The sequence below is a fragment of the Planctomycetota bacterium genome, from assembly GCA_039182125.1.
Taxonomy (GTDB): domain Bacteria; phylum Planctomycetota; class Phycisphaerae; order Tepidisphaerales; family Tepidisphaeraceae; genus JBCDCH01.
Window position 1 is genome coordinate 1 of the sequence record JBCDCH010000002.1, and the last position, 13,718, is coordinate 13,718.

Here is a 13,718-nt window from a genome sequence, read left to right on the forward strand (position 1 = left end):
AGCCGCCCGCGCGGGCGGCTGCGCCGCGGCCGCAAAATGATCAGAGTTGGGCTTTCAGCTCTGCGATGGCCGTCGCCCGGTCCTCGGCTCCGAAAACAGAACTTCCCGCGACGAACCACTGCACGCCGGCGTTGCGGGCGCTGGCGATCGTCCCGGCGTCGATACCGCCGTCGATCTCCAGGCGTTGGTCGGAACGCAGGCGTTTGGCGAGTTGCTCGCACTTGGGCAGGACTTCGGGCATGAACGATTGGCCACCCTTGCCGGGGACGACGCTCATCACGAGCACCAGCTTGACGCGTTCGTCATCGAGCGCGGGGAAGGCGACCTCCGCGGGCGTGAGCGGATTGAGCACGACGCCGACGTTGGTGCCGGTCTCAGCGACGGCGTCGGTCAGGCCCGCCAGCGTCCGCCGCACGTTGTCGGCGAGTTCGACGTGGAAGCTGATCCCATCGGCTCCCGCTTCGACGAGCTTCGGCGCGTAATCCTCGGGTCGGTCGATCATCACATGCACATCGAGATACGCGTCGGTGTACTTGCGGACCGACTTCACCACCGGCGTGCCGAAGCTGATGTCGCGCACGAACAGCCCGTCCATCACGTCCAGGTGCAACAGGTCCGCCCCGCCAGCGAGCACGTCGTCGATCTCGTCGCCGAGCCGGGCGAAGTCGGCGGCAAGGATCGACGGGGCGATCAGCGGCTTGTCGGTCTCGAACGGGTCGGTCGGCATGCCCGTACCATATCCGCATGAGCCAGACCGTCCGCATCGGACTCACGCAGATGACCTGCGGCGACGACGTCACCGAGAACCGGGAGAAACAGCTCGCCCTCCTGAGCCGAGCGGCCGACGAGGGCGGACAAGTACTCTGCACGCAGGAGATCTTCACCAGCAAGTACTTCTGCCAGGCCGAGGATCACCGCTTCTTCGAACTGGCCGAGACCATCCCCGGACCGAGCACCGACGTGTTCTGCAAACTGGCCAAGGAGAAAGGCGTGGTGATCGTCGCGTCGCTTTTCGAGCGCCGGGCGGCCGGGCTCTACCACAACACCGCGGCGGTCATCGACGCCGACGGCGAGCTGCTGGGCGTGTACCGCAAGATGCACATCCCCGACGACCCGCTGTACTACGAGAAGTTCTACTTCACCCCTGGCGACACGGGCTTTCGCAGCTGGAAGACCAAGTTCGCCGACATCGGCGTGTGCATCTGCTGGGACCAGTGGTTCCCCGAAGCCGCGCGACTCACGGCGATGCGGGGCGCGCAGATTCTGTTCTATCCCACCGCGATCGGCTGGCACCCGACCGAGAAAGCCGAGTACGGCCCGGCGCAGCACGACGCGTGGCAGACGATGATGCGCAGCCACGCGATCGCCAACGGCTGCTTCGTCGCCGCCTCCAACCGCATCGGCCACGAGTTCATCCACGACGCCGACGGCAACAAGGCCAGCGAAGACGGCATCGAGTTCTGGGGCCAGTCCTTCGTCGTCGGCCCCGACGGCGGCGTCATCGAGCGCGCTTCGGTCGATCAGGAGCAGGTCATGATCGTCGAAACCGACCTGCAACGCGTCGAGTTCAGCCGCACACACTGGCCATTCCTGCGCGACCGCCGTGTTGATGCCTACGGCGACTTGGGCCGCTTGTTCAACGACTAATCGCCGGCATTCTCGTCTTTGGCCCGGTACATCGCGGCGACGATCGTGTCGTCGTCTGGCGGGCGGTTGCGGTGCTTGGCGACGTGTCCCAGAACGGTCTTGGGCCAGTCCGCCGGGTCACGGTCGCCGCTCATGGCGTGGAAGAGTTTTTCCAAGCCCTTGGTGCCGATCTGCCGGTCACGTTCATCGCGAGCCTCGGCCGCGCCGTCGGTGTAGACCAGCACGGCATCGCCGGGGTCCAGGTGGTGCGATTGCTCGTTGGGATCGAAGCCGGCCTCGTCCATCACGCCGAGCATGAACGTCGTCGGCTCAAGTTGGTCACAGTTGCCGCTGCGACACACGAACGCCGGCGGATGGCCCGCACTCGCGTAGAGCAGGTTGCCGTTGTTGCTGTTCGGCTCTAGCCGCAAGGCCAGCCCGGTGACGAAGATGCCGTGGCGAACGAGCGTGAGATGGACGTAATGGTTAAGCCCGGCGAGCACCTTGCCGGGGCTTACGTCAGGGTCTTCGCCGTAGATGCGGTCGAGTTCACCGAGCAGGCGGTTGACCGTGAGCGCGGCGGCGACACCGTGGCCGGTCACGTCGAGCAACACCGCACTCACCGCCCCGTCCTGACCCTCGGACTCACGAACGTAGAGCAGATCACCGCCGATCTGACTCATCGGCTCGTAAACGTAGTTGAGCCGGACCAGACCGTGGTTCTTTTGCGGGGGCAGCACCGCTTCGTGAATCTGGCGGGCACCCGAAAGATCTTTGCTCAACTGCTTGTATCGGTCGGCCTCGTACCGTGTGCGGAAGACCTTGGGGAAACGGGTGTAACGCCAGAAACACCAAAGCGAGCCAGGCACCAACGCGAGAAGTCCTAGCACAATGAAGATGATCGCCGCCCACCACGGCAGTCCGCTGAACATGATGTCGGCGATCAGGATCAGCACAAACGCATTGAACACGACCAGACCAGGGAACAGCGACTCGCGAAAGTTCCACGGGATGATCAGACACGAGACGAGGTGCCCGAAGAAGATGATGGCGAACAGCGCCCAGCCCGCCGATATGCTGGCACGAAACGCCGACCCGAAAAAGTTGTTGTTCCCGACGCCGGTGACCTGCACGCGGCCAGGGGCAATGTTGACCGTCGTCTGCTCGTCCAACTGGACCGTGACCGGCTCGGTGTCTTCGATCGACGCCCGAAGCTCGTTGGCATCCTCGATGAGGCGCTCGATCTCCTCGCGCCACTCGCCGCGGTCCTCCGAATCGTCAAGCTGGTCCAGCACCTCGGTCACGTCTCGAAGCTCGTCGGTGGCGTCACCAAGTCGGCTGGCCAAGACGAAGAGCTTCCCGGTTTCATCGGCGGTGCCCGCCTCGACGTGAGCCTCGGTGGCACCTTCAAAACCATGCCGGATCCCTGTTTCGAACGCCTCGGATACCCCTATCAGCTCGATTTCCATCAAGATCCGGTTCGTCGCGAGGCTCCCGATACTGGTCAGGATGTACAACCACACCGCGACGCGGATCATGATCCGGGCCTTGGGCGGGGCCTTCCACGCGTAGACAAGCGCAGAGCCGACAACGAACAGCGAAACGATGATGTAGGTACTGAGCCAGAGTTGGTTCTGCTCGGAGTTGGTCCCGACGAACATGAGCGAGATGCCGGTGAGCACCAGACTCAGGATGCAGTACCCGATGAAGCGTCGGCGAAGCCATCGGCCACGCTCGTCCTGCATGGCCACCTCGAACCGCGTGGGCGTGTGCACCACCGACGCAGTGGCTTTGGTGTCGTATTCGAGCGTGGGTCCTGGCATCTGGGGCAGACAATGTACGGCAAGAAGCCGTCGCCGCTAAGGAGATCGTCCTTACAAAACGTTCGACGGAGTCTAACTGATCCGCCCGTGCGTCCCGGCGGGGTCGTTGGCCACCCGCTCGTGTACCGGCAGCGTGATCGTGAAAATCGTGCCCTGACCGACCTTGGTATCGACGTCGATTTTGCCGTCGTGCTCGGCGACGATCTTTTTCACCACCGGCAGGCCCAACCCGGTGCCACGGTTGCCCTTGGTGCTGTGAAAAAGCTCGAAAAGGTGCTTTCGTGCGTTGCGGGGAATTCCCAAACCGGTGTCCGCGACGGTGAGGATCAGCCGCTTGAGATCGGCCTCGTACTGGCAACCGACCTTCACGATTCGATCTCTCTCGGCATGGTCCGGGTCATCCTTGTCGGGCATCGCTTCCAGAGCATTGGTCAGGAGGTTGGTCAAAATCTGGTGGATCCCCCCGCCATCGACCGGCACCGGCGGCACACCTTCGTCGACGTCCTCGATCACCATCACCGAGCGATCCCGCGCCAACGGCGCGATCAGCTCGGTACATTCGTGAATCAACTTCCTGGGATGAGCAAGTTCCAATTTCGGCTGACGCGGCTTGCTCCAGGCCAACAGGTTCATTGTCAACGAGAAGATCCGCTCCAAGTTCCGATCAACGATCCGCCAGCCCTTTCGGCTCTGCTTGAGATCCTCGCGCCGAAAGCCCATCTCGACGACCTCCGCGCCGCCACGCAAAGCCTGGAGAATGTTCTTAATCCCGTGGGAGAGCGCGGCGGTGGTCTCGCCGATCGCCGCGAGACGCTCGGCTTGCAGGCCTTGCTGGAAGAGCTTGGCGTTTTGAATCGCCAAGCCCGCCTGCCAACCGATCGCGGTCAGCAGTTTCAGCTGTTCCTCGCCATAGGTGTAGTTTTCCACGGAACTGTCGACGTAGATCACGCCCAGCGTGTGCTCCTCTGGCTCAAGGTCCGTGAGGTCGGCACCGCCGTCCTTAGGGCGGGTGTCGAACCGCTTGGCCCGGATCGGCACGCACAACGCGCTGCGAATACGCATGTGCTGGACCGACTTGCCCTTGCTGAACCGACGGTCGGCCATCGCGTTGGAGCTGAGCACGCCTTGGTTGTTCTCCAGAACGTGGTTCACGATCGTCTTGCTCGCGGGCACGTGCTCCGGCTCGTTCTCGGGGGCGTCCCCGCCGACACCCAGTACCGCCGCGCTGTCGTCCTCGCGAGTCCGAGCGACCTTGCTTTCGAGTTCGCCGGTCCGCTCGTTCATCAGCAGGATGATCCCACGGTCGGCCGTGACGTTTTCGAACACCAGGTCCATCACCGTCTCCAACGCACGTTCGATGGAGAAACTCCCGCCCAGTGCCGCCGACAGGCGGTACAGCGTCGAAAGGTTTTTCATCGCCGCGGCTGACGGGTCGGGCGAGTCGAGGATCATGCTGTCGTCGCCGGATGCGGGCACGACATTGACGATCGAGCTGTCCATCCCGTCGATGTCATCGACAAACGGCAGCTCCCAAGAGCCGGTCGCGCTGGTCGATGTCGACTTGGTGGTCTTGATCGACTTGATGCCAGGCTGGGAGCCGAAGATCAGAACGGATCGGCCGATACGCACCTGATCGCCGAGCCGCAGCGGCGTCGGGTGAAGGATGCGTTGACCGTTGACATAGGTGCCGTTGGAACTACCGAGATCGCGGCATTGCCAACCGTCGCTGCCAGGCGTGATCTCACAGTGTCGGCGGCTCGCGGTATCGTCACGCAGCGGAACCTTCTTGCTGTCCCGCCCGATCAGAATCGGCGCGTCCGGCAACTCAAACCGCTTACCCTTCTCCGGGCCTTGCATGACGCTCAACGTGATCACTACCAAGAGGGTAGCGAATCTCGAAGCCGCTTACTCGTACTATCACGCATGTTCGCCACCCGACTCGCACGCCTACTCAACAGCGGCCAGACCCGCACGGTACTCTTGCACGGCGAGGTGCAGGACCTTTTCGCCGCAGACGGCGAGACGGTGTTCGAGCCGTTGTTGCCATTCCTGACCGGTCGGTTCGCGGTGCCGGGGGTGGTGCAGATCGTGTACGAGCTCAACGGGCCGATCCGGCTCGTGGGCGGCTCGCAGTGGGAAGTGCTGCGGCGCGGCTGGGTCGCGTGGAAGCGTGGCACCACCACCGACGCGAACATCCTGCAATCGCTGGTCGATCGAAAGCAGCAACTGCAAACCGAGATGCTCGAGCGCGACTTCGACGCCAATGTGGCCGATGCGACCGGCAAACCGACCGTCGCGCTGGAGTTCCTGCGACAGCTCACGCTCTGCAGCCGCAGTCGTGACCCGAACGGCAACGCATACATCCCCGAAAAGCTGCTCATTTTCATCGAGGCGGCCGACATGCTCCTGCCCGCAGGCGAAATCACCCGGCTCAGCGCCGCCGACCGGCATCGCGTCGCCGTGTGCGCCGACTGGTTTTCGGACGCGGGATTCATGAACGGCGACGACTCGGTGGTGCTCATTGCCGAATCGGTCGGCGGCATCCACGAGCGGGTCGCCCGTCTGCCGGCCGTGCTGAGCGTCGCCGTGCCGGCCCCCGACGTCGAACAACGCCGCCGGTTCATCGACGCGTTCGATCAACCTTTCGAGACCGACATCGACAACCTCGCCGAAGCCACCGCCGGATTGAGCATCCACGCCCTGCGGCAGTTGCTCATGTCCGCCGCCCATGGCGGGCACGCCATCACCGCCGGCGACGTCATCGGCAAGGTCGAGGAATACCTCGCGGCCAAGCTCGGCGATGACGTCGTCGAGTTCAAGAAGCCGTCGCACTCGCTCGACGCCGTCATCGGCTTCACCCGGCTCAAGAAGTTTCTCAAGGACGAACTGTTGCCCCGCTTCCGCAGCGACGGGCCCGACGCACTGCCGGGCGCGGCGGTAGCTGGGCCGATCGGCAGTGGCAAGACGTTCATCTTCGAGGCCGTCGCCGCCGAATGCCGTCTGCCCGTGCTCGTGCTCAAGAACATCCGCAGCCAGTGGTTCGGCCAGACCGACGTGCTGCTCGAACGGCTTCGGCTCGTGCTCGAGTCACTCGACAAGGTCATCATTTTCGTCGACGAGGCCGACACCGCGTTCGGCGCGATCGGCCCCGAGGGCCATGCGACCGAGCGCCGGCTCACCGGGAAGATCCAACAAATGATGTCCGACCCGCGCCTGCGTGGGAAGGTCACCTGGCTCTTGATGACCGCGCGGATTCACCTGCTAAGCCCCGACATTCGCCGGCCCGGCCGCGTCGGCGACCTGATCATCCCGATCCTCGACCCGGCCGGGGACGACCGGCTCGCGTTCGTCGAATGGATGCTCGACGGTGTCATCGACGGAGAACTCGAAGCGGCCGCCGCCGAAATCGAACCCAAGCTGGCCGCCGACTCCGCCGCCGCGTTCGCCTCGCTCCGCAGCAATCTCAAAGCCCGCGTCGTCGCCAAGGGTCGCAAGCTCGGCGTCGACGAGGTCGAGCACTTCGCCGCGGACTTCATCCCTCCCGCCATCGGCGACACCCGGCGTTACCAACTGCTCCAAGCGCTGATCAACTGCACCCGCCGTTCGCTTCTGCCGGAAGACGTGACCGAAGAGGACCGCGCCCGCTGGGCCGAGGAAGCAAGAGCCTTGGAGTTACGCGGTATTCGATGAGTACCGTACGCGTGTTTCGTGATGCGCAACGCGTCGGTTGCCCCGGCGCTCGTAAGCTTGGCCCCGTGCCGGACACGATCGACAACACCCGCGTTGCCATCGGCTCGATCGGCTTCGGCTACCCGGACTGGCAGCACGTCTTCTACCACGACACCGGCTCCAAGCTGAGGGAGTACGCCCAAAGCTTCGACGCGGTCGAGGTGGATACGACTTTCCACGCCGTGCCGCCGCCTGAGCGTGTCGCTCAGTGGGCGAGCGAAACGCCTGACAATTTCGTATTCAGTGCAAAGATGGCGAGGGATGTCACGCACGGAGGCGATCTTCGCAGCGTTCCCGCCAGAACCACCACCGACGCCTGGATCGAATCGCTCACGCAGCTCGGACCCAAGCTCCGCTCGGCTCTGCTGCAGTTCCCGGCGGCGTTCACCGTGGATCGGTTCGACGAACTCGCGGAGTATCTGCAAGGGCTACCGAACGATGTGCCTTGGTCGATCGAACTGCGTCACGATTCCTGGTGGCACGGCGAGACGGCCGCGCTGTTGAAGGAGCATGGCGTCACATGGGTTCATGCGGACGAGCCGCCCGCGTTGATCGCACACTTGCCGCCAGACGACCCGGAGGCTGCGGCGATGTATTCCCAACGCACGCCCGTGGTCACCGCATCGACGTTTTACCTCCGCATGATCGGCCGGCACGACCAGTTCCCGGATCGGTCGCGGCTGTATCTCGATCCCGAGCGCCGCTTGTCTTGGTGGGTGCCGCGCATCCAGAAGATCGCGGCCTTGGATCGCGTGGAACTGCTGATCATTCAAATCGGTAACGGCTATGCGGGACACGCCCCCGCATGCATCCGCCGGCTGCGTGAAATGCTCGGATTCCGGCGAACGCTGGGGGCAAGCACGCTGTTCGAGTCGTGACGGCTCGTGATATGCTCGGTGCGTGGACCTAGCGACGCTGCTCCTTGTCACGTTCGTCGCGGCACTCGTCACCGACCTCGCCACCGGGCTCGGAGCGTTGCCGTTTTTCGTGGTGCCGAGGATCAGCGAGAAGTTCAACGGCATTCTGCTCGGAGCCGCCGCCGGGATGATGTCGGTCGCATCGCTTTACCAACTCCTGGGCGAGGGGATGGCTCGTGCACCCGGCTGGCAAATCTGGCAAGTGGCGATGGGGCTGGGGCTCGGCGCGGTCTTCTTCTACCTCGCCACGCACTGGCTCGAGGACGATCGTTTCGACATCGGCAACCTGCGTGAGACCGGCGGTGCCGGCGCGTTGCTGATCGTCGCGGCGATGACGCTGCACTCGATGCCGGAGGGTGTCGCGATCGGCGTGGCTTATGGGAGCGGCGAGGCAGACTTCGGCCTGAACATCGCCGCCGCCCTTGCGGTTCACAACATCCCCGAAGGCGTCGCGATCACCGCCGCCCTGCGCGGCAAGGGCGCGTCGACGTGGGCATGTCTCGGCTGGGCGATCTTCAGTTCCCTGCCACAGCCGATCTTCGCGCCACCGGCGGCATGGCTGGTGTGGATCAGCGAACCGCTGCTGCCGGCCGGGCTTGGATTTGCCGTCGGAGCGATGATGTTTCTGGTGACCTACGAACTGGTGCCCGAGGCAGCCAAGAAAGCGGGGAAGTCCCGGTCAAGCATCGCATTCGCGGGCGGCACGATTCTCATGCTGGTGCTGGTCTGGGCCGTCGGCGGTGTCGGGTGAGCACTCGGTATCGCCGCACCACCCGCAGGATAGAACGACGGCGGCTCACGCCATGATTCAACCGAGCGCGCGAACCATAACAGGCTCGTCACTATCAACACGCACGCCGGTAAAGCTAGCCGCACTCGTCAGCCTCCCAACGCTTGCATCGTCGTTCGGTGTTAGTGGCTGAAGTTCCAGATGTGACAATGCCCCGCACGAGCAAACGTGCGGGGCATCGAGAAAGCTTTCGAGCCAAACAGCTATCCGGCCGGCTTGTCAGACTCGGGCTTCGGCGTGCCTGCCTCGGACTGATCGGACTTCTTCTCAGGGCGCGGCGGCGAGGGACGCGTACTGCGGAGGTCGTTGCGTGGGCCACGGGGACGCTGGGGGCGCGGGACATTGGGCATGTCGTCGGGCTGGACCTCGGCGGCAGCGCGGTTCTCACGCTTGATCGCTTCCCAGACTTCCTTGCGGTGAACGGTGACGTGACGCGGCGCGTTGATGCCCAGGCGGACTTTGTCGCCGCGAATGTCGACGACGGTCACCTCGATCTCGTCGCCGATCATGATGGTTTCGTCGCGTTGTCGTGAAAGGACAAGCATGTCGTGACTCCTTCGGTGGAACGCTGCCCGGGCGGTCGCTGGTTCGTGGCCGCAGGCGTTGGCTTCCGTGCCAGTTTATCGGTGTTAGGCGCTCTTTCGGAGAGGCTGGGGGTTGAGATCGAGCAGCGGGTGCTTGGTGCCCCACTTCTGATCGGTGAGCACGACCTGCAGGCCGCGTCGACTCTCGACGTGAATCATCAACGGGCCGAGCATGTTGCCGGTCAGCCAGCCTTCGCTTCGGTTGCAGATGACCAGCGGCTGCCAATCCTGGTCGAGCGTCTCGGGCTTGAGACCCAGATCGCTCGCCATCTCCGGCCGGGTCGATACCGTGTAGTCCGGGACGAAGTCGGTCGGGTCGGCGACGACAAACGCAAGGTTCGGGTCGTCGATGCTCTGCAGCCAAAGCAGCGAACTGTCGTCCGACGGGTGGATCAGCGCGAACCGCGACGCGTCGGAAAAGCCGAGCAACCCGTCCGGGAAGTCAAGGATCAGATCGTCTTCGATCTCAACGACACCGAACCTTTTGGTAGAAATCTCCATCGTCGTGGTCTCCGTCATGTCATGGTCGGCCGCTCGGGCCGGGGTTGGCCGGTCAGGATTGACGCCGCCTCAGGCGACATCGGCGATTGATCGGGGGTGGGTTTACAAAATCGGACGTGCCAGGCTTTTATGCCCGCACTTCTCACAAAAAGTTCAACAGCGAAAGGTTCAGCAACGAGGACGTGCTGCGGTACGTCGCCTCGATCGCGGTGGTTAGCGTCTGATAATGCGCGACCGCTTCGCCGTACTCGATGTCCTCCATGTCGGAGAGCATCCGCTGGGTTGCTAGTTGTCGCTCGTCGATCCGATCGCGCCGCTCGATCATGTCCTTGGTGATCGCACCGGCCCGGCCGCGCTCGGCGATGATCCGGTCGATGTCTTCCTCGAGCTTGGCCGCGGCAATGCGGATCGTGTCGATGTCGTCGGAACGAAGCCCTTCCGACAACTGGGCCAGCGAGTTGAACACGCCTCGGGACTCGATGCGTTGCGGATCGACGCCAGTGATCACGTTGGCGACGGGCGGCTGGTCGAAGCCGAGAATCTCCGACACTCGTGAGCCGTTGAGATCTTCCGTTGCGAGCGTCCCTCCGCCACCGGCGGTGTCGGTGAGCGTGATGCCGTTACCGATGGCGTTGAACGTGGCGGTCACGCCGACCGGCGCGGCGTTGATGGCGTTGATCACGTCCTGCACGGTGGTCGAGCCGGTGAGATCGACGTCGGCCGCAATGCCGAGCGAGTCGGTCAGCCGCAGGTCGTCGCCGCCATTGAACAGCGGAACGCCGCGTCCATCGTCAAGATCGGTCAGGGCGACAGTGCCGTCGAAGCTGCGAATGCCGAGGTCCGCCGCGGTCGTGCCGCCGTTCTCACCGATGCCCAGTCGACGCCCTTGCACCGGGTTGAGCAGTTCGATCCCGTCCCCGTCGGCGTTGATGCGTACGTCCAGTTCCGGCACCGCCGCCGATACCGCCGATCGCAGGTCGCCGATCGTCGTCGCCGTGGTGAGATCGACAGTGAACGTGTCGTTTCCGAGCGTGAGGTTCAGCCCGGACAAGTCGATACCCGACCCGCCGTTGAGCGTGGCAAGAGGCGTGAAGTCGTCGAGCTTTGCCTGCACACTCGAGCCCACGACCGGCACGCCGGGCGGGTTGTCGGCTTCGATGCCGAGGTCGGCAGCGGTCGTTGAGCCGAGGTCGGTGATCTCGATCGCGTCACCCGCCCCGCCACCGATGGCGAGCCCGTCGCCGGTGGCATTGAGGGCGGCGGTGATCGCGCCGACGCCGGCGTTGTTGATCGCATCGACGACGTCGCCCAGCGAGTCGGCGGTCGAGAGATCGACGACGGCGCTGACGGTACCGTTGCTCAAGAGAATGCTCCCGCGCGTAACACCGTTGCCGCTGGTGCCGTTGAGCGAGGACAACCGGGTCGCGAGGGTCACGTCGGGATTGAGGTCTTTGGTCGACGTGTTGCCGGCAAGCCCACCGAACGCGGCAACCCCGCTGACGGTGAACTCGGACTGGGCCGCGGTGTCGACGTCGTTGGCCAACACCGCTCCACCCCGCCAGACGACGCCGTTGGCGACTTCCTCGAACGCGGGGTTGGTGATCTGGTCGCCGGCGAAGATGAAGCTCCCGGCGACCTGCGTGTTGGCCAAAGAGACGAGCGACTTCAGCGCGTTGTCGACAACGGCAGCAATGGCGCCGCGGGGTTCGCCGTTGGCACCCGAGTCGGCGGCGTTCAGTGCGGCCGCATGGACATCGCGCAGCAGTGTCGTCGCATCACCCATCGCACGATCGGCCTCGGAGAGTTGGTTCACATGGCGATCGAGCGTGTTCATATAACGCGCGTCGGTTTCGAGCCGCTTGCGGAGCAGCTTCGCCACACCGGCGTCGGCCGCATCGTCGCTCGGCACGAGCAAACGCTTGCCGGTGGCGATTTGCTGATTGACGCGTAGCAACTGGGCGTTCTGCCGATGCACCGCGTCAATCGCACTGGTGCCGCGCATGCGTTGGCTGATTCGCGTGAGGCTTGTCGGGCTGATGTTCATCGGGCGGTTCCTCAGACAATGGCAATCAACGAGTCCATCAGTTCATCGACCACCGCGATCACCCGCGCGGCCGCCTGGTAAGCCTGCTGGTAGCGGAGCAGGTTCGTCGCTTCCTCGTCGAGCGACACACCGCTGAGCGCCTCGCGCTGGGCCTGAAGCGTCTGCCGCGTGATCGACGCGCTCTGGGCATCGACCGCGGTGTCGGCCGCGCGACCGGCGACACGGTTGGTCATTTTTTCGTAACGCTCCGAGAGCGTAAATCCGTCGAGTTGGTCGGTCGCCACGTTCTGCACGGCGGCGATGGCCCTGGCCGCACCGTTGTCGCCGGGAGCGCCGTTGCTCGCTGCCGCCAGAAGTGTCGGGTCCGTGTTGAGATCGTCGTTGATGCCGATCGTGAACGCGTTGTCGCCGTCGAAGAATCGGTTGACGCCGAGCGCACCGAGAACGCCGGAAGAGTCTTCGGCAAAGTTGAACGTCAGATCGCCGCCGTCGGAGGTGACGCTGAGTCGGCCGTTGTTCACCGTCGCACCAATGCCGGCAACGGCGTCGAGCGCGGCGGCGAGATCGTCGAGCGACGTGTCCGTGCCGAGTCCGTCGAGATCGACGTCGAGGAGCGTGCTGGTCGTCAAACCGGTGCCGCGTTCGGTGACGTTGACGACGAAGCTGCCGTTGTTCGGCGTGAAACCGAGCTCGGTGAGTGGATCATTCAACGGCACGGTCGTGTCGGCGACGGCGTGCCCCGCCTCGACCTCGCTCAGTCCTTTGGTCCCCTGGCCGGCGGCGTGGATCCGGTTGACGTCGAAGATCAGGGCACCGGCGATGTCGTCGAGATCGTCACGCACCGCCTTAGACTCCTCGCCGGCCGCGAGCAGACCACCGATGCGGCCCGAGCGGATATCGAGCTTCGCGTCGTTACGCAGGGTCGAAACCCTGGGGAGCCCGGTGTCTTCTTCAGTGCTTAGTTGCACACCGAACGAGCGATTGCCGGCCACAAGTAGTTCCGAGCCGACGTACACATCGGTTGTGCCGTCGTCACGAACGATGCCGCGGGCGTTGATCAACTCGGCGAGTTCGCGGATCGAGTTGTCCCGAACGTCACGCAGGTCGTTGGCGACGATCCCGCCCACGCCCTCGGTGTCCTCGATCTGGCCGTTGATCTCCGCGACTTGTTGGAGCAGTGACTCGACGCGGTCGACATCGCCGCGAAGTTGCTGGAAAGCGTCGTCGTTGATGGTTTGCAGCTCGGTGTACTGCTGTTGGATTTTGTCGGCGAGCGTCTTGCCCGATTGGAGTACGACCTGCCGGAGGCCCTGATCCTGGGGCTTGTTGGCCAGCTCGGACCAGCTGTTGAAGAACTCGCTCATCGCCGTCGAGAGGTCGGTGTCGGACAGCTCGCCGATGACGACTTCGATACGGTTGAGCCATTCGGTCCGAACAGCGGCACCGGCTTCGTCGGAGATACTCGCCCGGAGGCGGGCTTCGAGGGCATCGTCGACTTGGCGTTGGACGGTGAGCAGATCAACGCCGCGCCCGACGTAACCGCCGGGCAAACGTTGGCCCTTACTCGGGGTGAGCTGGATCGACTGCCGGCTGTACCCCTCGGTGTTGGCGTTGGAGACGTTGTTGCCGGTGGTCTGGATCGCCGTCTGGGTGACGGCGAGGGCGGACTTGGCTGCGTTGAGTGTGCCGACGAGCGACATGGCG

General features: G+C 64.2%; 10 protein-coding genes and 1 pseudogene. 4 read left to right on the plus strand and 7 right to left on the minus strand.

Annotated elements, in window-relative coordinates; translation table 11 throughout:
- Positions 1-40: 40 nt before the first annotated feature.
- Positions 41-727 carry a ribulose-phosphate 3-epimerase gene (rpe, locus tag AAGD32_00545; GenBank protein ID MEM8872721.1) on the minus strand — a complete coding sequence of 229 codons (687 nt, stop codon included), beginning with the start codon at positions 725-727 and terminating at the stop codon, positions 41-43.
- 17 nt (positions 728-744) lie between these two features.
- Here rpe and AAGD32_00550 point away from each other — a divergent pair, with 17 nt between their 5' ends.
- A complete protein-coding gene (locus AAGD32_00550) occupies positions 745-1,647 on the plus strand; it encodes a carbon-nitrogen hydrolase (GenBank protein MEM8872722.1) in 903 nt (300 codons plus the stop codon).
- On the opposite strand, the gene AAGD32_00555 is transcribed toward AAGD32_00550, so the two are convergent.
- Together AAGD32_00555 and AAGD32_00560 are read right to left on the minus strand one after the other, a co-directional pair.
- Complete coding sequence (locus AAGD32_00555; protein MEM8872723.1) at positions 1,644-3,449, minus strand: PP2C family protein-serine/threonine phosphatase; 1,806 nt, start codon at positions 3,447-3,449, stop codon at positions 1,644-1,646. The genes AAGD32_00550 and AAGD32_00555 overlap by 4 nt on opposite strands.
- A gap of 72 nt (positions 3,450-3,521) precedes the next feature.
- A complete protein-coding gene (locus tag AAGD32_00560) occupies positions 3,522-5,324 on the minus strand; it encodes an ATP-binding protein (GenBank protein MEM8872724.1) in 1,803 nt (600 codons plus the stop codon).
- A gap of 48 nt (positions 5,325-5,372) precedes the next feature.
- On the opposite strand from AAGD32_00560, the gene AAGD32_00565 reads away from it, so the two are divergent.
- The 3 genes from AAGD32_00565 to AAGD32_00575 all read left to right on the plus strand — a co-directional run bounded on the left by AAGD32_00565 (position 5,373) and on the right by AAGD32_00575 (position 8,846).
- Complete coding sequence (locus tag AAGD32_00565) at positions 5,373-7,139, plus strand: ATP-binding protein (protein MEM8872725.1); 1,767 nt, start codon at positions 5,373-5,375, stop codon at positions 7,137-7,139.
- A gap of 65 nt (positions 7,140-7,204) precedes the next feature.
- Positions 7,205-8,056, plus strand: a complete 852-nt coding sequence (locus AAGD32_00570; protein ID MEM8872726.1) for a DUF72 domain-containing protein — start codon at positions 7,205-7,207, stop codon at positions 8,054-8,056.
- 22 nt (positions 8,057-8,078) lie between these two features.
- The gene (locus AAGD32_00575; protein MEM8872727.1) at positions 8,079-8,846 is read left to right on the plus strand and encodes a ZIP family metal transporter; all 768 of its coding nucleotides are present in this window, start codon (positions 8,079-8,081) and stop codon (positions 8,844-8,846) included.
- Between the two features lie 404 nt (positions 8,847-9,250).
- Here the strand turns inward: AAGD32_00575 and csrA are convergent.
- The 4 genes and pseudogenes from csrA to flgK form a co-directional block, all read right to left on the minus strand.
- A pseudogene (gene csrA, locus AAGD32_00580) lies at positions 9,251-9,430 on the minus strand (carbon storage regulator CsrA).
- Positions 9,431-9,514: 84 nt separating this feature from the next.
- Entirely contained in the window at positions 9,515-9,988 is a 474-nt protein-coding gene (gene fliW, locus AAGD32_00585; protein ID MEM8872728.1) for a flagellar assembly protein FliW, read from the minus strand.
- Between the two features lie 124 nt (positions 9,989-10,112).
- Positions 10,113-12,014 carry a hypothetical protein gene (locus tag AAGD32_00590; protein MEM8872729.1) on the minus strand — a complete coding sequence of 634 codons (1,902 nt, stop codon included), beginning with the start codon at positions 12,012-12,014 and terminating at the stop codon, positions 10,113-10,115.
- Between the two features lie 11 nt (positions 12,015-12,025).
- Positions 12,026-13,714 (minus strand): flagellar hook-associated protein FlgK, encoded by a 1,689-nt coding sequence (flgK, locus tag AAGD32_00595; GenBank protein ID MEM8872730.1) that lies wholly within the window; start codon positions 13,712-13,714, stop codon positions 12,026-12,028.
- Positions 13,715-13,718: the final 4 nt, after the last annotated feature.